Here is a 25,377-nt window from a genome sequence, read left to right on the forward strand (position 1 = left end):
AACGCCGAAGAGCCAACAGATGCCGCCTAAAGGACACGAGAAAAGCTTCCGGCGCAGCATTCCCGGGCTGCCGAGCCTGCCACGTGCACTGTACGGGCGCACCGAATCGCTGCCCAATCGCGCGCTGACCCGACGTCACAGTCACCCGTGGGTGCAATTGTCGTACGCGATTCAGGGCGTGCTTGAGGTGCAGACCAGCGTCGGGCGTTTCGTCGCGCCGCCAGAGCGTGCGGTGTGGATTCCGGCGGGCGTGCCGCACCGAGTGTTCAGCTCGCCGCACACGGAAATGCGTAGCCTGTATATCGATTGCAGCGTGGCCGGCTGGGCGCTTGAGCGCTGTCATGTGCTGGGCGTCAGCGACCTGCTGCGCGAGCTGATTCGCGCCTTCAGTCTGGTGCCGGTGGAATACGACGAGAGCGGCGCCCATGGCCGGTTGGCCCAGGTGATCCTCGATCAACTGGCCGAGGCGCCGCAGATCGACCTGATGCTGCCACTGCCGCAGGACAGCCGTCTGCGGCAGATCTATCAAAGTCTGGAGCAACATCCGGAACAGCAGACCACACTGAACCATTGGAGCGAAAAATTCGGTGTCACCGAAAAAACCCTCAGCCGCCTGTTTTTACGCGACACCGGCCTGACCTTCCGCGCCTGGCGTCAACGCTTGCGTCTGTTGGGTGCGCTGACCCCGCTGGAACGCGGCGAACGGGTCACCGACGTGGCGCTGGCCTGCGGTTATGACTCGACGTCGGCGTTCATCGCCGCGTTCCGTCAGCAGTTCGGCGAGACGCCGGGCGAATTTTTTCGCTGACTTTTGTCGATATTTATCGAATTAGCACATGCCATTCGGCAAAGTTCAGGGTAGAGTTTCGCCCATACGAAATGCTTCACGTATTTCGACGATAACCCTAATGACCCAACCCTTTAGCGAACCTGTCGGCGGTAACAGCATGATCGAAGTCACTGAAGTCTCCATTGCTCAATTACGCGCGGCGCTAGAAGCCGGCCAAACCACCGCGGTTGAACTGGTGCAGGCCTATCTGGCCCGGATCGACGCCTACGACGGCCCGAACACCGCCACCGCACTGAATGCCGTGGTGGTGCGCAATCCCCAAGCACTGGCCGAAGCCCAGGCGTCCGATGCACGCCGGGCCAAGGGCGAAACCCTCGGCCCGCTCGACGGCATCCCCTACACCGCCAAGGACAGCTATCTGGTCAAGGGTCTGACCGCCGCCTCCGGCAGCCCGGCCTTCGCCGATCTGGTGGCGCATCGCGACGCCTTCACCATCGAACGCCTGCGCGCCGCCGGGGCGATCTGCCTGGGCAAGACCAATATGCCGCCGATGGCCAATGGCGGCATGCAGCGTGGCGTCTATGGCCGGGCCGAAAGTCCGTACAACGCGGCCTACCTGACCGCGCCGTTTGCCTCTGGCTCGTCCAACGGCGCCGGCACCGCCACCGCCGCGAGTTTCTCGGCCTTCGGCCTGGCGGAAGAAACCTGGTCGAGCGGTCGCGGCCCGGCGTCGAACAACGGTTTGTGCGCCTACACGCCGTCGCGCGGCGTGATTTCGGTACGCGGCAACTGGCCGCTGACGCCGACCATGGACGTGGTGGTGCCATACGCCCGCACCATGGCCGATCTGCTTGAAGTGCTCGACGTGGTCGTCGCGGAAGACCCCGACACCCGTGGCGACCTGTGGCGCCTGCAGCCGTGGGTGCCGATCCCGAGCGTCGCCTCGGTGCGTCCGGCGTCCTACGCCGAACTGGCAGTGAAACCCGCGGCACTGGCCGGCAAACGCCTCGGTGTGCCGAAGATGTACATCAATGCCGACCCTGAAGCCGGCACCAGCGAAGCGCCGGGCATCGGCGGCCCGACCGGGCAACGCATCAACACCCGCCCTTCGGTGATCGACCTGTGGAAGCAGGCCCGCGCGGCTCTGGAAGCGGCCGGCGCCGAAGTCATCGAAGTGGATTTCCCGCTGGTCTCCAACTGCGAAGGCGACCGTCCGGGCACGCCGACCGTGTTCAATCGCGGCATCGTCTCCAAGGAGTTCCTGCACCACGAACTGTGGGACCTGTCGGCCTGGGCCTTCGACGATTTCCTGCGCGCCAACGGCGATCCGAAGCTCAATCGCCTGGCCGATGTCGACGGGCCGAAGATCTTCCCGCACGACCCCGGCACCCTGCCCAACCGTGAGGGCGACCTGGCCGCCGGCATGGACGAATACGTGCGCATGGCCGAGCGCGGCATCACCCCGTGGGATCAGATTCCGACTCTGCCGGACGGCCTGCGCGGCCTGGAAAAGACCCGCAAGCTCGATCTGGAAGACTGGATGGACACGCTGAAACTCGACGCGGTGCTGTTCCCGACCAACGCTGACGTCGGCCCAGCAGATGCCGATATCAATCCGGAATCGGCGGACATCGCCTGGAGCAACGGCATCTGGGTTGCCAACGGCAACCTGGCGATCCGTCACCTCGGCGTGCCGACCGTCACTGTGCCAATGGGGATCATGGCCGACATCGGTATGCCGGTCGGCCTGACCTTCGCCGGTCGCGCCTACGATGACTCGAACCTGCTGCGCCTGGCCTCGGCGTTCGAGGCGACCGGCTCCAAGCGTCAGGTGCCGCCGCGCACTCCGGCGCTGACTACCGGCAAGTAACAAGGAGGTTTGGATTGAGGCTCGAAAGGGTCTCAATCCGCTCTCGGCTGCAATGGCCTGTCGCTCATCTCTGCGTCAATACCCCTTCAACATACCCTCCCGTGCCTGACAACTGACAGTTCTGACAGTAGCGGTCGAACAGGACCGCGAGTAACGTTCTCGCTCGATGGACTTTCCATTTAGAAAATCCGCGAAATCGCTAATCACTAAAGGAACGCAGACCATGAGCAATGCCAATCTATTTAAACAACTTGGCGTCGATGAAAACTTGAAGCCATTACCTATCAAAGTAAAACAACAGCCGCTTGACAAATACTACAAGGCGACATTCACCCCTGATTTTCCGCCCATTCCGAGGTTCGAGCCGAACGTGTTTATTTATGCTTCCCTGACCGACGAATCAGTCAGTGCCATTGGGCGATATCATACACAAGACGATTTCTACCAAATAGCCATTATCTTTGGTCGCAAACTCCAAAGCGGCACATATCCGATTAAGAAAGGTGAAGGAAGCCATGTACTTGCCAGCGTCATTTCCACTGGAGGGTGGCTTCATGGTGGCAACGGCGAAATCAAACTTCTGCGAGACAACATAAAAGAATCAATATTCGCAGATTTTAATTTTGAAATAGAGTCCGGCGAAAAATCCTACAAAGTAAAGGGCACATTAGAACTACTGGCGACGGGCCCTCTTTAAAACTTTCAGCAATAGGAAAGCTGGTTGCAAACACACATCAATGCCAAACGGGTAAGTGCCTGCCCGCAGTGTTTGGCAGCTCCACCTTTCAAATTAACTCACGTTGAAATTTCTCTCGCATTCACGCATCAATGCCGCTTGCCCTTGCAAAGACGCCTGCTGCAAAAAAACGCCAGACACTTCGTTTTTATCGAACTTTATCTCAGGAATATACGATTTTTCCTTGGCACTCACTCCTCGCTAGCATGTCCCGGTCTATCTCCAACGACATAAAGCCAGGGAGCCCGCCATGCCAACTGACAATATCAACATCGGCGAACCATGGATGTGGGGCGCGTTTATCGTCTTCGTCCTCGCCATGCTTGCACTGGACCTGTTCGTTTTTGGCGGACGCAAGGCGCACCGCGTTTCAGTGCGGGAAGCGTCCTGTTGGGTGATTGCCTGGTGTGCGCTGGCTTTCGCTTTCGCCGGGTTGCTCTGGTGGTATCTGCACGGCGAGTTCGGCGCCGACATTGCCCAGCGCAAGACCCTGGAATTCCTCACCGGTTATCTGATCGAGCAGTCGCTGTCGATCGACAACATGTTCGTCTTCGTGATGATCTTCAGCTACTTCGCGGTGCCGCCGGAACTGCAACGCCGGGTGCTGCTGTATGGCGTGCTCGGGGCGATCGTGATGCGCGCAGCGATGATCTTCGCCGGGGTGTGGCTGGTGTCGCAGTTCGAGTGGCTGCTGTATGCCTTCGGGGTGTTCCTGATCATCACCGGGATCAAGATGCTGATGTTCGCCGAGCAGCAACCGGATCTCGACAAAAACCCGCTACTGCGCTGGGTGCGCGGGCACATGCGAATCACGCAGGGCTTTCACGGCGAGCGCTTTTTCGTGCTGCAGAACGGCGTACGCTGGGCCACGCCGATGTTCCTCGTGCTGGTGCTGATCGAGGCCAGCGACCTGATGTTTGCGGTCGATAGCATCCCGGCGATTTTCGCAGTCACCACCGACCCGTTTATTGTGTTCACCTCGAACATCTTCGCGATCATGGGCCTGCGGGCGTTGTATTTCCTGCTGGCAGACATGGCCGACCGCTTTCATCTGCTCAAGTACGGACTGGCGATCGTGCTGGTGTTCATCGGCGGCAAGATGACGCTGATGCCGTGGTTTCACATGCCGGTGGAATGGTCGCTGGCGGTGGTCGGCGGGGTGATTCTGGGGTCAGTGGTGTTGAGCCTGATCGTCACCCGCAAGGAAGACCAAACTCAATCCCTGTAGGCGCTGCCGCAGGCTGCGATCTTTTGATTTTGCTTCCTGAAAAACAAGATCAAAAGATCGCAGCCTGCGGCAGCTCCTACAGGAGAGGAGGCGGTTACTTGTCGGACTTGATGCTGGTCCACACCCGGGTGCGTACGCGTTCGAGTTTTTGCGGCAGGGGCTGGACGACGTAGAGGGTTTTCAGGGCTTCAGGCGTTGGCGTCAGGTTCGGGTTGGCGGTGATGTCTTTGTTCACCAGCGGCATCGAGTCCTTGTTGACGTTCGGGTAGCCGAGGAAGTCGCTGATCGGCGCAATGACTTTTGGATCGAGCAAGGTGTTGAGGAATTCGTGGGCCTCTTCGACATTCTTCGCGCTCTTCGGAATGGCGAACGTGTCGAACCAGATCGGCGCACCCTCCTTCGGCAAACGCCAGTCGACCACCACACCGTTGCCCGCCTCTTTCGCACGGTTGCCGAACTGATAGAAGCTGCCGGAGTAACCGATGGCCACGCAGATATCGCCGTTGGCGATGTCGGTCATGTACTTGGCCGAGTTGAAATATGTCACGTACGGACGAATCTTCAGCATCAGGTCCTTGGCCTTTTCATAGTCGGCCGGGTTCTGGCTGTTCGGGTCGAGGCCCAAGTAATGCAGGGCCAGCGGGAGGATTTCCGACGGCGAATCGAGCATCGCCACGCCGCAGGATTTGAGCTTCTCCATGTTTTCCGGCTTGAACACCAGATCCCAGCTGTCGACCGGCGCGTTGTCGCCAAGCGCGGCCTTGACCTTGGCCGGGTTGAAGCCGATCAGCACCGTGCCATACATGTAGGGCACGCCGTACTGGTTGCCAGGGTCATTGGCGTCGAGCAGTTTGAGCAGCGCCGGATCCTGGTGACTCCAGTTCGGCAGTTTCGACTTGTCGAGTTTCTGGAACACCCCGGCCTTGATCTGGGTGTCGATGAACTGGTTCGACGGCACCACCAGATCGTAGCCGGAGTTGCCGGTGAGCAACTTGGCTTCCAGCGATTCATTGGTGTCGAAGGTGTCCCAGGTCACTTTGATGCCGGTCTTTGCGGCGAAATCCTTGGGCACCGACGGCAGGATGTAATCCGCCCAGTTGTAGACCCGCAGCTCGCGCTGCTCGGCGTGTACCGCGCTGGCCAGCAGCGTCAGCCCACACACGGTGGCACCCAGAATGCGTTTCATCGTGACCATGGTTGTTTCCCCGAAATGCGACGTGAGATCGATGGTTTTTATGTTCTGTACACGGCAGCGGCTGTAAAGGTAGCCAAGGGCAAGTAAAGTCCAGCGTTTTGTTGTGGCTTTGATTCTTGCCGACCGCGGGGTCGCGGCACAGTGGGTGATGGGCCAAAAGGGGATCGAAATGGCCAATTTGAATGACCGCTGGAATGCACAAGGTCCAAGGAAACATCACTTGTGGTGAGGGGATTTATCCCCGATGGAACGCGAAGCGGCCCCCTTTGTATCTCAAAGGGGGGCCGCACTCGCTGATTTCATGACTGCTTCGCAGCCGATCGGGGATAAATCCCCTCGCCACGTTGCTTCTGCGTCTGCCCGCGCGTGGCGAGGCAGTAATACAACGGCACCGTCACCACCAGGCCGAACAGCCACGACAGATCTGCACCGTCGACCAGATTGGCGTACGGCCCGACGTACAGCGACGTATTGGCGAACGGCAGTTGCACAATGATCCCGATGAAATAGGCAATGATCGCGTGCAGATTGAAGCGCCCGTAAATGCCGCCGTCCGCGCGGAAAATCGAGCTGATGTCATAGCTGCCGCGCTTGATCAGGTAGAAGTCGATCAGATTGATCGACGCCCACGGCACCAGCACCAGCAGCAACGCCAGAATCAGCCCGATGAACTGCGAAATGAAATCCGCCGAGGCACCCAGCGCTACCACGCAGCAAGCCGCCAGCACCATGCTCGACAACGTTACACGCACCTTGATGCTCGGCGTCCACTGGCTGGCGAAGGTCTGGATCGAGGTGATGATCGACAGCACCGCGCCGTACAGATTCAGCGCGTTGTGGCTAATGATATTGAGCAGGAACAACACCATCAGAATCGGCCCCAGCCAACCGGTGGACTGCTTGACCGCTGCCATCGCCTCGGTGCCTTCCGGGGTCGCCAGCACTGCCACGGCGCCAAAGCTGAAAGACAAAATCGTCCCCAGCGTCGCGCCCAGATAAGTGGCCCAGAACGGTTTGGCGATGCCGATATCCGCCGGCAGATAACGCGAATAGTCAGACACGTACGGCGAGAAACTGATCTGCCAGATGATCCCCAGCGACACCGTCGCCAACCAGCCGGACAGATTGAAGCTGCCGCGCGTCAGGAAGTCTGCCGGCAAGTCGTGGGAGAAGATGTAGATGAAACCGGCGAGCAGCGCGCTGCCCATCACCCAGGTGCCGATGCGGTTCAGCGTGTGGATGAAGTTGTAGCCGATCACGCCAATCGCCGTGGCCGCCAGTGCGCCGATCAGAATGCTCAGCGGCGCCGGTACCGACGGCGCAATGCCGACAATCGATTTACCGGCAAGCACGATGTTGGAAATGAAGAAACCGATGTAGATCAGCGCCGCAAAAAACACGATCAACAATGCGCCGTAACGCCCGAACTGACCGCGACTCTGGACCATTTGCGGAATGCCCATGCGCGGGCCTTGTGCCGACGCCAGCGCGATCACCACGCCGCCGATCAGGTGCCCCAGCGCAATCGCCAGCAGCCCCCAGAGCAAGTCGAGATGGAACACCTGAACCACCATGGCGCCGGTGACGATGGGCAGTGGCGCGATGTTGGTGCTGAACCATAAGGTGAAAAGGTCGCGGGCCTTCCCGTGGCGTTCCGCGAGTGGGACGTAGTCGACCGTGTGATTTTCGATCAACGGATCTTGCCGGGACATCTGGGACATATGCATGAACTCGAGTTTGTCTGTTCTTATCTTTGTATGAAGCCAAACCGGGGGGACTCTGCGGCCGCCCCTCAGATGAAGACCATATTATGGTATTCCAAACATTTCACAAGACTGATCCGTAGTTCAAGGCGCTATCTGATCCGTTATCCTCACTGATTCTGCGGCCTGCAGGCCAGCCGAGAGCTCAATAAACGCTGAGTTTCCGACGAAAGCACCACGTTTATCGGTTCAGCCGAAAAGCCCTTGCAAAGAAAAAATACTGGTATACCATCAGACCAACAAACATATAAAAATCGCGTCACAACACCCGAGGATCGTTCAATGATCGATGCTGCCATCTACAAACAAGTCATGGGCTCGTTTCCGTCCGGCGTCACTGTCATCACCACGCTGGACGATGACGGCCAGATCGTCGGCCTCACCGCCAGCGCCTTCAGTTCACTGTCGATGGACCCGGCGCTGGTGCTGTTCTGCCCCAACTACAGTTCCGACTCCTATCCTGTGCTGATCAAGAACAAGCGCTTCGCGATCCACGTCCTGTCCGGCGGCCAACAGAGCGAGGCTTACGCCTTCGCCCGCAAAGGCAAGGACAAAGCGCAAGGCATCGAGTGGACATTGAGCGAGTTGGGCAACCCGATCCTGGCCAATGCGACGGCTATCATCGAGTGTGAGTTGTGGCGCGAATATGAAGGTGGTGACCACGCGATCATGGTCGGCGCGGTGAAGAACCTGATCGTCCCGGAGCAGCACACCGGGCCGCTGGTGTATTGCCACGGCAAGATGGGCGCCCTGCCCGTTCTGGCCTGAGCAAGATTTCAGCCCTCCCACACAGCTTTGTAGCCTCAACAATAAAAGATCCGAGGAAGCGTCATGAAATTTTCCCTGTTCATCCACATGGAACGCTGGGACGAAAGCGTCAGCCACCGCCAACTGTTCGAAGACCTGACCGAACTGACCCTGATGGCCGAGGCCGGTGGCTTCAGCACCGTATGGATCGGCGAACACCACGCGATGGAATACACCATCTCGCCCAGCCCGATGCCCCTGCTGGCCTACCTCGCTGCCAAAACCACCACCATTCACCTCGGCGCCGGCACCATCATCGCGCCGTTCTGGCATCCGCTGCGGGTGGCCGGTGAATGCGCGCTGCTTGACGTCATCAGCAACGGACGCATGGAAGTCGGCCTGGCCCGTGGCGCCTATCAGGTCGAATTCGATCGCATGGCGGGCGGCATGCCCGCCTCCAGCGGCGGTCAGGCCCTGCGCGAAATGGTCCCCGTAGTCCGCGCTTTGTGGCAAGGCGACTACGCCCACGACGGCGACATCTGGAAATTCCCCACCTCCACCAGCGTGCCGAAGCCGATTCAGAAGCCGAATCCACCCATGTGGATCGCCGCCCGCGACCCGGATTCGCACAATTTCGCCGTGGCCAACGGGTGCAACGTGATGGTCACGCCGTTGATGAAAGGTGATGAAGAAGTCGTCGACCTGAAGAACAAATTCCAGACCGCGCTGGACAACAACCCCGACGTCCCGCGTCCGCAACTGATGGTGCTGCGTCACACCCACGTGCATTCGGCTGACGATCCGGACGGCTGGAAAGTCGGTGCGAAAGCCATCTCGCGTTTTTACCGCACGTTTGATGCGTGGTTCGGCAATAAGGAAACGCCGGTCAATGGCTTCCTCGCTCCGAGCCCGGAAGAGAAGTTTGCCGGGCGTCCAGAGTTTGAGCTGGAGAGTTTGCACAAGACGGCGATGATCGGTACGCCAGAGGAGATCATTCCGCGGATCAAGTACTACCAGGAACTGGGGGTGGATGAGTTCAGTTTCTGGTGTGACAACAGTCTGCCGCATGCGGAGAAGAAGAAGTCGTTGGAGTTGTTTATCAGGGATGTGGTGCCGGCGTTTGGCTGAGCTGACTTGTAAAAAACCGGGCATTAGCCCGGTTTTTTATAGGTGTCTCCGAAACAGTTCGAATATCAAAGGAAATTTTGCAATCAACAATTCAGTATTGATAATCCGCAAAGAAAAATATCGCATATAAAAAGAACGCAAAACTTGCCAATACCGCCCGCCCGGCGGGGTCAGCACCCCTGCCCAATCCACCGGGTGCAATGACAACCGTTGCCCCTCTTAAATAGTTATAAACACCTTGAGCAAACCATAACTGAACAGCAAGTACCGTAAAAAAACGCCCCCAACTGCCATTGAACTGAAAGTATCCATTGAGTAGTGCTGCGAGTAATAACCCCACCCCCACCCAGTCATGGTATTTAAATAGCCAGCTGATTATTGATTTACTTGTTATAGGCATCGACAGTTCTTTTAACGATATGACCCCAAACGTCCTGCGCACCCGAAAAGTTGGGTTAACGGGGGGCTGGGCTAATGTGGTTAACGGGGACAGACCACATTTTCCGAGTGCTTTCCAACCGTGATCTGTCCCCATTTATTATCCCATTTACTCTTCTTAAACATGATCTGTCCCCACTTACCCCCTGCTCGCTCGATAGCGCTTGCATCATTAAGCTTGCGCTAATGAATACAATCTTTTCCTCTCCTCAACAATATCCAATCGATCGAACTCCCTAACAAAGCTCTCTACCTCAGAATCTAAATTACAATTAAACTTCCACAATGCTGTAGCGCCAACATTCTGAACGAACTCCAATCCATCCAAGACCTCTCCTGACTCCTCAAATCTTAACACTTTCATCTTACCCATCATTTTTTCAAGCAAATCAAGTACATACCCCTTACATTCTAAAGAGAAGAGCTGCTCGTACATTGCAGGCTCGTTGCGTAAAAAATCTTCTGAAAAAGTCAATTCCCCATCAATATAATTTATGCAGAATTCTAAAGCAGAAAGCCGCCTTCCCTTCTGATGCACAAACAGAAAATAAACAATACGCATGGTGATTTCGCACATTCTTAACTACCTTAAAGGTTGAAGATGCCAAACTTCTTTAGTAACAGGATTATAAACCATCTCCATCGAGCCATTCGTATAACGAAAGAACCCTGCCATCCTATCCGGCGTAACCGTTGTTGCTGTTTTCAGGACCTCATCCGCCTGAACAAAAGGTGCCCCACGCCCAGTCGACCATAAGCGATTGTAGTAATACTCTGAGAATTTGAAAGGAGTTCCTTCCGCCTGGTAGAAACCATCAACCATCTTGATTTCTGGGAGACTACCTTTTGCACCACCTGCGACATCAATAATTGTTTCTGCCCCCCCCACTGCCTTGGAGGCCGTAAGGACTGGGAGAATCGCACCCGCGATGGCGCCACCATCTCCTAACGCATCAAGAAAAAGCTTACCCCATTGCCTTTGAAGCAGGTATTGCGACTTTTGAGTTTCTCCGGCTGTTTCCCGCAAACACGAGATAGTGCCGCAGCTCAGGTTCGCCATTTTTACGCTGACTAAAGTGAAAGCCTTACAGAACTCCGACTGACAATTCAGCAGCAACTTATCTCCCAGGGTCTTGCTAGCCTGGTCAAATTGAGCCTGCTCAGCCTCATTGAAACCATTCTGGCTGTCGGCTATAGGCTTCCACTTGCTCAGCTCATTTTCCTGACATTGCACATCCTTCCCACACGCCTCTTCCAACTGCTTGGAAATGGCCTCTTTCTGCGCATGGGTCAAGTAGTTATTAGCTGTAGCCTGCTGTGCCACCCATCCTGCAACTTGTTGATCTTTATCGCTTCCTCCCGCTGCGGCAGCTACCGTCATGCCCAGCAGTTGAGAGGTCATGGCCAATACTTGATCGTGCGCGGCACCCGGGAATATTTTCTCCCCGGCTAAGTCAATGAGTGCCTTGTTCGCGCCGGCAGCCAATGCGGAGGTTGCAAAGTCTCCACCGGCAGCTTCACCGATCAATCCACCGACAATCGCATGCACGGCGACTTTGGTTGGTAAACCACTGCCAAGAAGGCTATCACCGACTTTTTCGTAAATGGCACCGCTCAAGGCATCTGCCGCCAGGCCGATTATCGCCTGACTCAAGTTGTCCTTGAACTTCCCACCGTTGACAACAGTTTTCAGTGCCGAATTAACCGCCAATCGAACACCAATAGCCTGACCCGCAATGCCACCACTAACCCCAGCCGCTACATAGTTTTTCAGACTGTCGGTTGAAGTGACATCCTTGATAACTGCTCCCAGATTCCCTCCATTATTGATCGTACTGATCACTGCGCCACTGGCAGCAGACGTCAACACAGCAGTTGCAGCAATATTCGCCCAACCGGCGGCGGTCGCCGTGCCTGCAAGCGACGTTCCTGCAGCCGCCATGGCGGTTCCCGACCCTGCCGTCGCTCCAGCCGCCGTACCTACAGCGGCACTTGCTGCACCCGCAGTCAATGCGGTCACGATGATGATGATCGCCAACATCGCACCCTGACCAAGTCCCGAGTGGCTGTACTTGAAGCTCTCATGAGCCTCCTGCACCTTGCGCCAATCCACATCTCCGCGTTGCTCGGCGTCCTTCAACCAAGATAACTGCGGATTAGCCTGCACCATTGTCTCGATGGTCTGACTCACCGTTTTCTGATCGATTTGCCTGATATCAATCTTCAGGCCATCGACAGCTCTGATCACCAGATTCCCCTCTGCGGTCAATTCACTTTGTCGCAGAGTTTCGTCGGTGTGTCCTTTACCCTTCATGGAGTTCCAAGACAGGCTGCTACTGCTTTTTTCGTGACTTTCCTGCTTGAGGTCCTTTACCCCTTCAAAGGTCACGGAACCACCGCTTTGCACCATCAGGTTGTTACCGCTATCAAGCTTCGCCACTTGATAGCGCTGATCACCACCACTGACCAAAATCAGGTCTCCACCTGTGGTGATTTCAGTGCCGACATGAGTGACGCTAGTGACTTCGTCGCGCTTGGTTTTTTTGCTGCCGAAGCTGCCCTTTTTCTTCATGTCATACAACGAGTAATCCGTGTCCTGCGCGGCAAGGATATCGATACGATCCCCGGCCACCAGATAAGCCTCATCCCCTGAGGTGATGCGGCTAGAGATCACCGCAAGATTCTGGCCCGCAGCCAACGCCACATCACCGCCTGCGGTAATACCGGACATGACCTGGCTGACGTGATCTTCCTGACGGGTAACTTTCTTATTCTTGGATAAAGAATGTTCTTCATCAGCAGCCGAACTAACAGTCAGGTTTTCGGTGGCTGACATCGCAAGGTCACGCTTGGCGTCGATCTGACTGGCGATGACTGTGAGATCACGACTCGCATCAGCCTTGAAGTCACGCCCAGCACCAATATCAGCACCCAGTTGGGTGATGTCGCTGCTGTTGTGCCGATCGTCATGGAACACGCTGTTGGTGACTTGCACCGACGACACGTTAATGTCGCGCCCGGCGTTCAGGACCATGTCCTGGCCGCTTTTCATCACGCCACCGGTGATGTTGATGTCGTTGGCCGCTTTGACGGTCAGGTCATTTGCCGCTTCGATCCGTGCGGCGTTGTCGGCGTAGTCATGATGCTGGGTGCCGAATCGGGTGCTGTTGTCGGACGAGGTGATGGTCCGTTCGTTGATCACATCCCCGGTGCGAGTCGTCAGGTTCACGTCGCGCCCGGTGATGATCCCGCCGGACTTGTTGACGATATTGTTGGTCGCCAGCAGATCAAGACGGTTGCCCGCTTCGATCACTCCACTGTTGACCAGATCCTTGCCCGCCGTCGCCGACAGATTATTCGTCGCCTTCAACGTCCCGACGTTATCCAGGTTTTCACCGGCAATCAGCGTCACATCATTACCGGCAATCAGCGCCCCGGTAGGACCCAGACGACCATTGGCCTGCGCCAGATAAACCACCGGCACCAGCACTTTCTCACCGTTCACTTCGTGCTCTTCGAGCCAGACGATGTCGTGGGTCAGCGCGGCGACTTGCTGCGAGGTGAGGCCGACGCCTACCGACAGGTTGAGTGCATCCTTGCTGGCGATGGCGTTGTTCATCAGGTACTTGAACATGCCCTCGTTGGAGGTCTGGCCGTCGATGAACGCCTGGCCGGTGCGGGCGGTGACGGCTTGCTGGATCAGGCGTTGTTCGTAGAGGCCGTCGCCGAGACGCTTGGCGCTCTGGTCGGGGTCGTAGCCGAGTTTTTCCAGCAGGTAGTCGGAGCTCATGAACGACTTGAGGTCGGTCAGCACCGGGTTGGTTTCGATCAGGTATTTGTGCGCGCTGGACGGCGCCTTGGTGTCCGGCAGACCGGTGACGCGGGTCACCGGACGGGTGTCGATCGACTCCATGGCGTCGTTGCCACGGTCTTTCATGCCCGGGCCGGCGGGTTTCACCGGCACGTTGACGTCGACCGTGCTGGCCACGGCCTGCACGACACTCGGGGTGCGGTGGAACGTATCCACTGCGCGCGTACTGTCGGAGACTGCGGGCGGTGCATCAATGAAAAGATTGCGCGGGCCGCCGCTGCTTCCGGCTACTACGTGTGCCTCGGTAGTGACGGTTTGCCCACCTACGGTCCAGGTTGGCGCCGGGCCGGTCGCGGCGACTGGCGCGGTATCAGCGGCGCCCTGCCCGCTCAAGCGGAACAGACCATTCTCCCCGGTTGGCAGGGAGAAGCCTGGCAGGGACAGCGGGTTGACCTGCTGTTGGGCGAGGTCCGGCGGCAGTTGGCTGTTGATGCGGATAACGGTGGTGCCGGTGTTGCCGACGTTGGTGTTGCCAACTTTATTGGTACCGCCGGTAGAGCCGTAATCCTCGTGGATCACGCTGTTCTGCAGTTCCTTGGTAGCGGTGATCGAGACATTGCCGCCGGCCTGAATGACCGCGTTGCGACCCGCGACTGGACTGGTGCCGTCAGTGGCGACTTCTTTGTCAGAGGTCAGTGTGAAGCCCTGCAGTCTGGTCGGCATGTCGACCAGGTTATTCGGATCAAATTGCGATTGCGGACTGGTGTTACCCCAGGAATAACCGGACAGGGTGAGGTCGCCCACCGACTTGTTTGTTACCGAATCCTTGATCACGACCACTCGGGTCAGACCACCATCGTGGCCGGGCTCCCGCCCCGTTGCCGAGGTAACGACGCCTTGAGCAAAGTTCCCGGTTCCATCGATGTAATAGACGTTCGGAAAGTCAGGGTTATTGCGTTGGTTGTACGCCACCACCTCAGGCATAAAGACATTGAACGAGCCCGAGTCGATCGCGCCGGTACGGAAGATTCGGGTGCGTTCGATGCTGCCACTCACCGCACCGACGTTCCGCATATTGTTGGCGTTGATGGTGATGTTGCCGGAAGCGCTGAGCGTACTTTTGCTGTTGAGGAATTCACCGCCGTTAAAGATGAAATCGCCACCAGCCGTCAGCAACGACGAAGCCGTGGTGTCATTGTCCTGCCCGCCTTCGAAGACTTCGTGGGCAATCAGATTGACGTCGTAGGTGCCACCGGAACAGTCGCCGCACTGAACGCCGATGAATCCGGAAACTAGCTTACGATTCAGGGCGAAGCTCTGCGTACCGTCGTCTCCCGAGGTGCGGTTGGCGAAGTTGGCTGCGTCAATCTTGAAGGTCTTGCCGCTCTCCATCGAACCGGACAGGTTCGACACCTGACTAGCCTGTGCGGTCCCGTAACCCTTGATGGTCACATTCCCCAACCCGTAGAAATCACCGTTCTGGTTGGTCAGATTGCCCACACTCAGCGTCATGTCGTTGCCGCTGAATATCAGCCCGCGATCATTAAGCAACGAAGACGTGTTGATGTTCAGGTTCTGCGCCGCACCCAAGGTGCCGTAGTTGGTCACACTACCGGCATTGACGGTCAGGTCTTCGCCGGAAGTGATGCGCCCGGAGTTGATGAGGGCCCCGCCCACACTGATGGTCGAGGTCGCACCCGCGGCAAAACTGCCGCTCGCGCCGATGTTCATCTGTGCAGCAGAGAGGTAGGTCCCACGCTGGCTCGACAGTCGGCCATTGCCGCTGTAGCCGCCGCTCAACTGCATGTCGATCAAGCCATCACTGGCGATCAAGCCGTCGTTGGTCCAGTTGCCGCCTCGCACCTGCAACACATCCGAGGCCAGCAATTTGCCGTTGGCACTCTGGCTGAACTGCCGGACATTGACATTCAAGGTTCCGGCCTGAATCACGCTGGAGTTGTTCCAGGTATCGGCATTGAGTTCCAGCAGCCCACCAGTGGTGATGCTGCCACCCGCACCGATCACATTGGCCGTGGCGATTTCGAACTTGCCGCGGCCGACGTGGTTGAGTTGCCCGCCGTCATTGAGGAAGTTGCCAACGTTGACGGTCATGTCGGTGTTTGCGGTTTCCAGCACGCCGTTGCGGTTGTCGAGTTGGCCGCCGATCTGCAAATCGGTCTTGCCCCAGTTGCCCAGCGAACGCAGACGACCATTCTGGTTGTTGACGCTGGCCGCTTTGACGGTGAGTTGCGTGTTGCTTTCAATGACACCCGCAACGTTGTTCAGTGCGCCGCTGAGGCCGAAGTCGATGCGCTCGCCGGCGATCTGCCCGGCGCCGTTGTCCAGGCTGGTGCCGCTGACGCTCACCAGACCTTTGGCATAAAGCACACCGTTGCGGTTATCGAATCCCGCTGTGGTGATGTTCGCCTCTGTCGCTTGCGCGGAGATTCGCCCGCCGTTGTTGTCCAGCCCGGCCAGTGCCGACAGCTTCAGACCCTGTGCCTGAATGATGCCGCCCTGATGGTTGTTATTGAGGTCGAAGCCATTGCGCAGCACCCCCACCGTACGTGTTTCGAGCGCCCCCTTGATGCTGGACAGGATGCCGCCGCGGTTATCAATGTTGGCGGCGTTGATGCTCACACCTCCGTTTTGTGCGATGACCTTGCCGCTCTGGTTGTCGAGGTCGCCGCTGACATCGAGGGTCAGGCCGTTTTTACTTTGCAGCGCGCCTTTGCCATTGTTCAGGCTCGCCGCCTTCAGTTGCAGGGCAGCGTTCTGGCTGTAGATCAAGCCGTCAGCATTGTTGCGTACTGCACCGCTGGCGGTGATCTGCAACAGATCCCTGGCGGCGATGGTGCCCTTGTTGCTGTTGTCCAGCGAGCCGGTCGAAAGCTCCAGGTTTTTCTGGCTGGCGAGTTGACCGTTCTGGTTACTCAGGTCGGTCACGCCTTTGATCAGCATCGGACCCGCGCCAGCCAGTCGGCCACCGTTGTTGTTGAGGTCGCCGCTGAGGTTAAAGCTGATTGCGTCATTACTGGCTATCTGGCCGCCACTGTTGTCCAGTCGCGAAACCGTGGCAGTGATCGCCTGCTGTGCATTGATCGCGCCGCCGACGTTGGTCAGCGCCATGCTCAGCAGATCCAGCGCACCGTCGCTGGCGATCAAGCCGCCCTGACTGTTATTGAGCGCGCCGCTTAGCGTCAGGCTCTGCCCTGCTCCGCTGCTCAGAATGCCTTTGTTGCTGTTATCGAGGCTGCCCGCCTTGACGGTCAGGCTGCCCTCGGCAACCAGTGCACCGGCGCCACTGTTGAGAAACACGTCTTTTAGCTCGACCGCGACATCGCCGAGCTTGCTGGAGAGTGTGCCGCTGTCGCGGTTGTCGAGGCTGTTGCCGCTGACGCTCAACCCTTGCCAGCCGGACAGCAAGCCTTTCTGGTTGGTGATTGAGGTGCCACGCAGCAAGAATTTTTCGCCGCTGATCAACTTGCCGGCGTTGTTGTTCACGGCACGAGCGATGACGTCGAAACTCAGGTTGCTGGAGATCTCGCCGCGCTGGTTGTTCAGGTCGCGCAGGCGCTTGAGGGTCAGCGGGCCTTTGGCGGTGAGCAGACCGTTCTGGTTGTCGAGGTCGCCGTTGGCCAGGTCCAGCGTGACGGCTTGGTCGCCCAACAGGCGTCCGCCGTTCTGGGTCAACGAAGTCAGGGTGAGACCGATGTCACCCGCCGCGGAGACTTCACCGTCATTGCTGGAATCCAGACCGGTCGCGGTCAGCGTCAGGTTGCCCTTGCTGTTGATCAAACCCTTGTCGCGGTTGTTCAGCGCCATCGCATTGAGCGTGACCGCGCTGACACCCAGCAGCGTGCCGCTTTGGTTATTCAGATCGGCGCTGCTGATGTTCAGCGCCTGCGCGGCACTGATCAGGCCGCTGGCATCGTTGCGCAGCAGGCCATCGACCGTGAGTTCAAGATCGCCACGGCTGACCAGGCTGCCACCGCTGTTGTTCAGGCTGCCTGCCCGCGCATCAATCGACGCCGCGCCGATCAGGCCCTTGACGTTGTCCAGCGCATTGGCAATGCGCAGGGTCAGCCCCTGATTGCTCAGGAGTTTGCCGTTGCTGTTATCCAGGCTCTGCGCGGTCAGGGTGAACGCTTCAGTGCTGGAGATCGTGCCGCCCTGGTTGTTGACACCGTTGAGTTGCTTGAGCAGCAGAGTGCCGGGCGCGCTGATCACGCCGTTGATGTTGTTCAACTGGCCGTGGTTCAGGTCCAGGCTCAAGCGCGTGTTGCTGAGCAGCTTGCCGCCCTGTTGATCGAAGCCTGTCACCGACGCGGTCAGTGCGCCCTGGCTGCCGATACTGCCGGCATCGCTGTTGGTGACCTGGCCGGCGACGAGATCGAGCGTGTCGGCGCTGCTCAGCGAACCGCTGCTGTTATCGAAGTCACCGGTCGCGACCGTGACCGCGCCTTTGCCGCTGACGGTGCCCTTCTGCCGGTTATCCAGACCGGTACTTTTGAGCACGAGGAGGCCATCGGTGACGATCCGCCCGCCTTGGTTATCGACCTTGCCAGTGCTGTCGAGGGTGAGATCTGCAGCGCTGGACAGGCTGCCGCCAGTGTTGCTCAGTTGCGCGGAAGTGACGGTCAGCGCGCCTTCGCTGCTGACTTTACCGAGGTGATTGGTGAAGTCGCCGCTGAGGTTCAGCAGCGTGTCCTGCTGGCTGAGCAACTCACCGCCGCTGTTGTCCAGCGTATGGCCTTGGAGCTTCAGCAGCGTGCCCGTATCGATCAGGCCTTTGTTGCGGTTGAGCAACTGATCGACCGTAAGCGTCAGTGCCTTGCTGGTGAAAACCTTGCCGCCATCGCTGTTATCGAGTCTTTTACCGGTCAGCAGCAGATCGCTGTTGGTGGTGATTTCACCGCCACGGTTGTCCAGTTCATCGACCGTCAGGGTCATGGCCTTGGTCGAACCGAGCAAGCCACCGTGGCGATTGTCGAGGGTCTCGGCGCTGAGTTTGAGCACACCGGTGGCGATCAGTTGAGCGTCCTGGTTGTTCAGGCTTTTTACCTGAATGGACGCATCGGACTTGCCGGCAATGCTGCCCTGCTGGTTGACCAGCGTATCGGCGGTCAGCATCAGTTCACCATCGGCAATGAGAGTGCCGGACTGGTTGTTCAAGGTCTTGTTGGTGGTCAGCACCAGTGGGCCGCGACTGCTGATCAAGCCATCCTGGTTGTCGAGGCTCACGGAATGGCTATCGAGTGCCGCCGCAGAAATCACGCCTTTGAGGTTATTCAGCGCTGCCGCAATGCGCAGCGTCAGCCCTTGCTGGCTGATCAACTTGCCGTTGCTGTTGTCCAGGTCATTGGCCGCGAGGGTGAATGCTTGCTGGCTGGAGATTTCGCCGCTGTGGTTGTTCACGCCATTGAGGTTTTTCAGCAGCAGCGTGCCGGGCGCGTTGATCAAACCGTTCTGGCTGTTCAACTGACCGTTGTTCAGATCAAGGGTCAGGTCTGCCTTGCTGAACAGCTCGCCACCCTGCTGATCCAGCCCGGTGACCGATACGTTCAACGCTTGCTGGCTGGCAATCCGGCCAGTGGCGTTGTTGACCTGAGCGGCCTTGAGCGTCAGAGACGCTTCACTGGTGAGTTTGCCGCCCAGGCTGTTGTCGAAGTCGCCGGTATCGACATGACTGGCGCCTTTGGCGCTGATCAAACCTTTCTGGCTGTTATCGAGGCTGGCGCTGGTCAGGGTCAACGTGTTGTCGGTGCCGATCGAACCCGCCCGATTGAGTACCAGGCCACGGCTGGTTACCGACAAGACGCCGGCTGTGCTCAGGCTACCGGCACTGTTGTCGAATCGGCCGAGATTGGCCGTCAGCGTGCCCTCGCTGCTGATAGTGCCCTGCGCGTTGATCAGGGCATCGTCGAGGGTAATCACCAGGCCGTTGAGGCTGTTGAGGCGACCGCCGCTGTTATCCAGGCTGCTGCCAGTAAGCGTGGTTGCGCCCTTGGCGCTGATCAGGCCTTTATTCAGGTTGATCAGTTCCACCACGGCGAGGCCCAGATCGGTGCCGGCCAGCAGCTTGCCGCTGTCGCTGTTGTCCAGGCGCTGGCCCTTGATGTTCAGCAGCAGACTGCTGGAGATTTCGCCGTTACGGTTGTCGATGTCGTCGACAGTCAGGGTCAGCGCTTTTGTGTTGCCGACCAGACCGCCATTGCGGTTGTCGAGCGTCTTGCCGGTCAGGCTCAGATTGCCCTGAGCGACCAGCGCACCACCCTGCTGTTGCAGCAACCCGATGGCCGCAGTCAGATCGCCTTGGCTGGAGATCCGACCTGCGGCGTTTTGCACTTCGCCCGCGTTGAGGCTGACCGGACCGACCGCACTGATGAGTCCGCCGCTGTTGTCCAGACGTGTACCGGCGTAAGCGATACCGGACTTGCCGGTGATCTGGCCCTTGTCGCGGTTGTCCAGGCGATCGACGTTGAGCGTTAGTTGCTGATCAGCCTGGATCACGCCGGCACGGTTGTCCGCGGTATCGCTGCGCAGTGCCAGGGTGGTTTTACCGATGAGTTTGCCGTCGCGGTTGTCGAGGCTGCCGGCTTGCGCATCGATGGCGCCCTTGGCGGTGATCTCGCCTTTGTTGCGGTTGTCGAGTGCGCCGCGCAGACGCACGGTCAGGCTACCGTCGCTGACGAGCACACCGCCATCGCGGTTATCCAGGCTGGCCGCCTGCAGACTCACCCACTGGCCGGAGCCGAGCACGCCATCACGGTTGTCCAGCGCGCCGCTGAGGTCGATATTCAGCCCCAGATCGCCGAGGATCTGACCGCTGCGGTTGTTCACCGTTGCCGCGTTGAGCCGGGTGACGCCGCTGCTGGAAAACTCGCCGTTGCTGTTGTCCAGTTGACCGAAACTACCGGTCAGATTGCCCGAGCTATGGATCACCCCTTGAGTGTTGAATAGCTGATTGGCGGTGACGTTCAGCGTCGCATTACCGAGCACGCGGCCGCTGTTGCGGTTGTCCAGCGTGCCCGCCGTGATCGCCGTGGTTTGTCCGCTGAGCGTACCGCCCTGGTTGTTCAGGGTTTGCGCGGTGCTGACGGTGAGATTGCGGCTCGCCACCAGACTCTTGCCGCTGTTGTCGAGGTACTGCGCATTCAGGCTCAGATCACCGTTGGCGTTGCGGCTGCCGTCGGCGTTGACCCCGGCCTCAATGACGCCGGCGTTGGTCAGTTGACCGCCGGCACTAAGGGCGATGCTGTCGCGGGCGGCGAGTGTCTGGCGGTTGATCAGGTTGCCCTGGGTCTGCACATTCAACGCGGTACCGGCATACACCGGCCCGCGCGCATCGAGACTGGCCGCCTTGACGTTGACCGCACCGGTCGCCGAGGTATCAACCAGGCTCAATTGACCATTGGCATCAAGCTGAATATCGCCACCGCTGGCGATCAGTTTGCCGTCGAGCTTCACCCCGACCCCGGCCTCGGTGCCCACCAGTTTGATCGCCCCGGCGTACATGCCGCCGAGTGCCGAGGAGTCAATCGCCAGTTGCGGTTTGCTGCTGCCGTCATCGGCACGGGCCGTGGCGTTCAAGGTCTGCGCATTGACGTCGTTGCGCCCGGCAACAATCGTCAGGTTCTGCGCCTGGATTTCGGCGTTGATCTTCGCGCTGCGGGTGATGATTTCGAAGCGGTCGACGTTGTTGGCGTTGAGGCCGGCGCCTTCGATGGCGACGCTGCCCTGATCAACCTGAAAACGATCCAGCCGCCCCGCGCCATCCAGCACCGGCTTACCGGTAGTCAGCGTCACGCGCGGCGCGTTGATGAAGCCGCAGCCATTACAGGTGATGCCATACGGGTTGGCGACGATCACCCGCGCTGACTGCCCCGCCACTTCGGTGTAACCGCGCAACTGGCTCGGGTTGCCGCTGATGACTTCGTTGAGAATCACTTGCGCCGAGCCACTGTTTTTCAGGTTCGGGTTGCCGATGATGTGGCCGGCCAACTGGGTGTTCGAGGTCTGCGCCGAGCCGTTATTGAGGATGACGCCCTGCGCGCCGACGTTGTAATCGTGGAACTGGTTATGCGACAGCCCGCTGCCGTTGGGCGTGGCGATGTTGATGATCGGCACGCCATTGCCGGCCCGATCCAACGAGGTGTTGGGGTTGGCCACGACTATGCCGTCGGCCTGCGCCCACATCGGCTGCCAGAACATGACGTTCGCCAGCAGGAACGCCAGTCCGCGTTTGGGCATGCCCAGGAACGACTCACGTTTTTTTACGGCCGCAGAAGGCTGGCCTGCAAGGAAGGCGAACTGACGAACATCCATGTCGATGGTCTCGAAGAATTTGAGTTAGATGAAAAAGTCGAGGCGGAAATAAATCGGCGCTTCACGCTCGGTCAGCACATCCGGGCGTTCGAGGGAATGTGCAAAGGTCACGCTGGCAGCCACGTGTTGACCACGGGCGAACAGTTCCAGCGAGTTGCTCGACATGCGCCCGTGCTGATCGCCGTTGTAACGATCACCGCGAATCACGCCCTGGTCGTAGCCGAGGCTGGTGCCGTATTCAGCGAACACCGGGCGCAGCCATTCGGCCGTCACTGGTCGACTCCAGCGCAGATCGCTGCGCCAGTAGCCGCCGCTGTCGCCGGACAGCGACTGATCCTTGTAGCCACGGATCGACGACAGCCCGCCGAGGCTGGTGCGTTGTGAACTGAACAGCACGTCCTCGCTGCGTTGGCCGGTCATCAGGCTGCTGAAGCTGAAGGATTCGCCCCACACCTTGAACGGTTGCAGGTAGCTCAGGGTCGCGGTGTATTTGCGGTAGCGTGCGTCGGGCTCGCCGGGGCCTGGATCGTGGCTGCCCTGCGCGTCGAACGCGCCGATGCCTTCCTGCATGCCGGCGTCGAAGTTGACGAAGGCGCTGCCGATGCGGCGACCGTGGTTGAAGCCGAACTGCGCTTCGCTGATGCGGTTGCTGCTCAGCTTGAGCTTGCTGTCTTCGATGTAGTTGTTGGTGCGCAGGTAGGACAGCCCGGCGCTGAGCGAAGTCTTGCTCACCGAGTCGCGATGGATCACCCGTTCGGCGCGCAGTTGATGGTTTTCGCTGTCGCCGGTCTGCTTGAAGTTGTAGCCGTTGGCGGCGATCTGCGAGCGGTAGTCGCTCTGGCTGTAGGTGTAGCTGAAGTTCCACCAGCCCCACGGCAGGTTGTAATTGAGCATGGCGTTGCTGGAGGTGTGCTGGTGGTCGGTCATTGCATCGTGACCGCCGCGCAGGCTCAACTGATCGGCCAGGCCCAGCGGGCTGTCCCAATCAAAAGTGGTGCCCCACTGCTGTTCACCAGTGCTGCGCTGGCCGTCGTTGCTGCGCGACAGTCCGGCACGCCATGGCTTCTGCGGGTTATTGGTGACCAGCACTTCACTGCCGCCGACGTTCTTGCCCGGCGCCAGCTCCATCTTGGCCTGATTGGACGGCAGGCGATTGAGCTGATCGACCATCTGCTCGATCTCGCGCAGGTTGACCAGTTCGCCGGACTTGCCGGGAAACGCCATCGCCAGTTCGCGCTGCGATAGCTGGCTGTTCTCGGCGCCCTTCATGCCTTCGAGTTTGCCCTCGACCACCAGCACTTTCAGGTGCCCGCCGGACAGATCCTGCTGCGGCAGGTAGGCACGGCTGGTGACCAGACCTTTCTCGATGTAATGGTCGGTGATGACCTTGAGCAGCTCGTTGAGTTGCGGCACCCCGAGGCACTGGTCGATGTAGGGTTTGAGCAGACGAGTTTTGTCGCTGTCGGACAAACTGTCGGCGCCCTTGAGCTCGATGTCCTTGATCGGGAAACAGCGGGTATCGGTGGGCGCTGCCGGTTGCGCGGGCTTGGCATCTTTGCCGGGCAAGTCCTTGAGTTCTTCCAGACGCCGCTGCTGCTCTTCAAGCAGGCGATTCTGGCGATCGCGGATCAGGTCGGTTTCACCGGGAGTGGGTGCAGCGAAGGCAATCTGAAGTGGAGACAGGCACAGCAAAGCTGCACACAACCTCGCCGCGAGGGCGGGTGGGTACATGTTCGATCCCTCGATACGGAATGACATCAAAATAGTGGCGCAATATTAGATGGCCATCATTTTGACGTCAAACAATCGTTTCAACCTTTTGTCGGGTTTGTAACAGGGATTGAACAATCGACGCGGTTGCGGTTTTCCGGGGTTAATCCTGGGTTCAGTGCGCGACGCCCAACTTCGTCGCCACGTCCTGAGGCGCCAGCAGGCGGCCATCCGCTGAACGCAACTCCAGCTTCCTGATCGGCTGCCGCTGCTGCGCGTCAACCATCACCGAACCCGGTTCCCCCGGCGCATACAGGTGCTCGCCGCCCCACTGCGACAGCGCAACGATCACCGTCTGCAAGGCCTTGCCGCGTTCGGTCAGTACGTATTCCTTATAGGCACCGCCATCGGCGGCCGGCACGGTTTGCAGGATCCCCTGCTCTACCAAGGCCTTGAGCCGAGCGCTGAGCATGTTCTTGGCGATGTCCAGATTCTTCTGGAAATCACTGAAGCGGCGAATGCCCTCCAGCGCATCGCGGATGATCAGCAGCGACCACCAGTCGCCGATCAGATCCAGCGTACGGGCGACCGGGCAGGCGTTGCCGTGCAGGCTTTTGCGCTTCACAGGGTGTTTCTCCGTCAAATCCAGCGTGTGGTTGCATCTTACAACTGTGTTCGCGGAAAAGAACCACGCCGCCAGCGCAGCACCTGCATACAAGTGGCCACGGTCGATTGCGCGGATAGTGAATCCTGCTTTTACAGCCCCTCCCCAACGCGTACTCAAGCAAGGAGTTTCCATGAGCACATTCACTACCGATGACGGCACACAGATCTATTTCAAGGACTGGGGCAGCGGCAAGCCCGTGTTGTTCAGCCATGGCTGGCCGCTGGATGCCGACATGTGGGAATACCAGATGGAATACCTGAGCAGTCGCGGCTACCGCACGATTGCCTTCGACCGCCGTGGTTTCGGGCGCTCCGATCAACCGTGGAACGGCTATGACTACGACACCTTTGCCGACGACATCGCGCAACTGATCAAACACCTCGACCTGCGCGACGTCACGCTGGTCGGTTTCTCCATGGGCGGCGGCGACGTCAGCCGCTACATCGCCCGCCACGGCAGCGAGCGCGTTGCCGGACTGGTGCTGCTCGGGGCGGTGACGCCACTGTTCGGCAAGAAGGCCGACTATCCGCAAGGCGTCGACACTTCGGTGTTCGACGGAATCAAGGCTGGCCTGCTCAAGGATCGCGCGCAGTTCATCGCGGACTTCGCCGCGCCATTCTACGGCACCAATCAGGGCCAGAAAGTCTCCGACGGCGTGCTTACGCAAACCCTGAACGTCGCCCTTTTGGCCTCGCTGAAAGGCACCGTGGATTGCGTCACCGCGTTCTCGCAAACCGACTTCCGCCCGGACATGGCAAAGATCGACGTGCCGACTCTGGTGATCCACGGTGACGGCGATCAGATCGTGCCGTTCGAAACCACCGGCAAGCAGGCCGCCGCGCAGATCAAGGGCGCCGAGCTGAAAGTCTACGCCGGCGCGCCCCATGGTTTTGCCGTGACCCACGCCCAGGCGCTGAATGAAGACCTTTTGGCCTTCCTCAACCGCTGAGAACACTGCGCTGACCG

At 58.9% G+C, this 25,377-nt stretch carries 14 protein-coding genes; 7 read left to right on the forward strand and 7 right to left on the reverse strand.

What is annotated here, in order from left to right; genetic code table 11:
• Positions 1-19 precede the first annotated feature (19 nt).
• The 4 genes from KVQ82_RS17890 (at position 20) to KVQ82_RS17905 (ending at position 4,624) form a co-directional block, all read left to right on the forward strand.
• A complete protein-coding gene (locus KVQ82_RS17890; RefSeq protein ID WP_108182450.1) occupies positions 20-808 on the forward strand; it encodes a helix-turn-helix domain-containing protein in 789 nt (262 codons plus the stop codon).
• 139 nt (positions 809-947) lie between these two features.
• Positions 948-2,660 carry an amidase gene (locus KVQ82_RS17895; protein WP_222019423.1) on the forward strand — a complete coding sequence of 571 codons (1,713 nt, stop codon included), beginning with the start codon at positions 948-950 and terminating at the stop codon, positions 2,658-2,660.
• A 223-nt stretch (positions 2,661-2,883) separates the two neighbouring features.
• Positions 2,884-3,357 (forward strand): hypothetical protein, encoded by a 474-nt coding sequence (locus KVQ82_RS17900; RefSeq protein ID WP_108182449.1) that lies wholly within the window; start codon positions 2,884-2,886, stop codon positions 3,355-3,357.
• A 289-nt stretch (positions 3,358-3,646) separates the two neighbouring features.
• Entirely contained in the window at positions 3,647-4,624 is a 978-nt protein-coding gene (locus KVQ82_RS17905; RefSeq protein ID WP_222014956.1) for a TerC family protein, read from the forward strand.
• 94 nt (positions 4,625-4,718) lie between these two features.
• Here the strand turns inward: KVQ82_RS17905 and KVQ82_RS17910 are convergent, their stop codons facing one another.
• On the reverse strand, positions 4,719-5,819 hold the full coding sequence (locus KVQ82_RS17910; RefSeq protein ID WP_007960451.1) for a polyamine ABC transporter substrate-binding protein: 1,101 nt from the start codon (positions 5,817-5,819) through the stop codon (positions 4,719-4,721).
• A 299-nt stretch (positions 5,820-6,118) separates the two neighbouring features.
• Complete coding sequence (locus tag KVQ82_RS17915; protein ID WP_222014957.1) at positions 6,119-7,540, reverse strand: cytosine permease; 1,422 nt, start codon at positions 7,538-7,540, stop codon at positions 6,119-6,121.
• 324 nt (positions 7,541-7,864) lie between these two features.
• On the opposite strand from KVQ82_RS17915, the gene KVQ82_RS17920 reads away from it, so the two are divergent.
• Together KVQ82_RS17920 and KVQ82_RS17925 are read left to right on the forward strand one after the other, a co-directional pair.
• A complete protein-coding gene (locus KVQ82_RS17920) occupies positions 7,865-8,350 on the forward strand; it encodes a flavin reductase family protein (protein WP_003225754.1) in 486 nt (161 codons plus the stop codon).
• 63 nt (positions 8,351-8,413) lie between these two features.
• Positions 8,414-9,457, forward strand: coding sequence for an LLM class flavin-dependent oxidoreductase (locus KVQ82_RS17925; protein WP_222014959.1), 1,044 nt, complete (start codon positions 8,414-8,416; stop codon positions 9,455-9,457).
• A 91-nt stretch (positions 9,458-9,548) separates the two neighbouring features.
• On the opposite strand, the gene KVQ82_RS17930 is transcribed toward KVQ82_RS17925, so the two are convergent.
• The 5 genes from KVQ82_RS17930 to KVQ82_RS17950 all read right to left on the reverse strand — a co-directional run bounded on the left by KVQ82_RS17930 (position 9,549) and on the right by KVQ82_RS17950 (position 24,369).
• Entirely contained in the window at positions 9,549-9,857 is a 309-nt protein-coding gene (locus tag KVQ82_RS17930; RefSeq protein ID WP_222014960.1) for a hypothetical protein, read from the reverse strand.
• Positions 9,858-10,067: 210 nt separating this feature from the next.
• A complete protein-coding gene (locus KVQ82_RS17935; RefSeq protein ID WP_222014961.1) occupies positions 10,068-10,472 on the reverse strand; it encodes a hypothetical protein in 405 nt (134 codons plus the stop codon).
• Between the two features lie 6 nt (positions 10,473-10,478).
• Positions 10,479-22,034, reverse strand: coding sequence for a filamentous hemagglutinin N-terminal domain-containing protein (locus tag KVQ82_RS17940; protein WP_222014962.1), 11,556 nt, complete (start codon positions 22,032-22,034; stop codon positions 10,479-10,481).
• A 24-nt stretch (positions 22,035-22,058) separates the two neighbouring features.
• A complete protein-coding gene (locus tag KVQ82_RS17945) occupies positions 22,059-23,765 on the reverse strand; it encodes a ShlB/FhaC/HecB family hemolysin secretion/activation protein (protein ID WP_222014963.1) in 1,707 nt (568 codons plus the stop codon).
• Between the two features lie 154 nt (positions 23,766-23,919).
• Positions 23,920-24,369 carry a helix-turn-helix domain-containing protein gene (locus KVQ82_RS17950; RefSeq protein WP_027613044.1) on the reverse strand — a complete coding sequence of 150 codons (450 nt, stop codon included), beginning with the start codon at positions 24,367-24,369 and terminating at the stop codon, positions 23,920-23,922.
• A 172-nt stretch (positions 24,370-24,541) separates the two neighbouring features.
• Here KVQ82_RS17950 and KVQ82_RS17955 point away from each other — a divergent pair, with 172 nt between their 5' ends.
• Entirely contained in the window at positions 24,542-25,360 is an 819-nt protein-coding gene (locus KVQ82_RS17955; protein WP_222014964.1) for an alpha/beta fold hydrolase, read from the forward strand.
• The last annotated feature ends 17 nt before the right edge of the window (positions 25,361-25,377 follow it).

It is taken from the genome of Pseudomonas sp. AO-1 (assembly GCF_019775695.1).
In the GTDB taxonomy this organism is placed as follows: Bacteria; Pseudomonadota; Gammaproteobacteria; order Pseudomonadales; family Pseudomonadaceae; genus Aquipseudomonas; species Aquipseudomonas parakoreensis.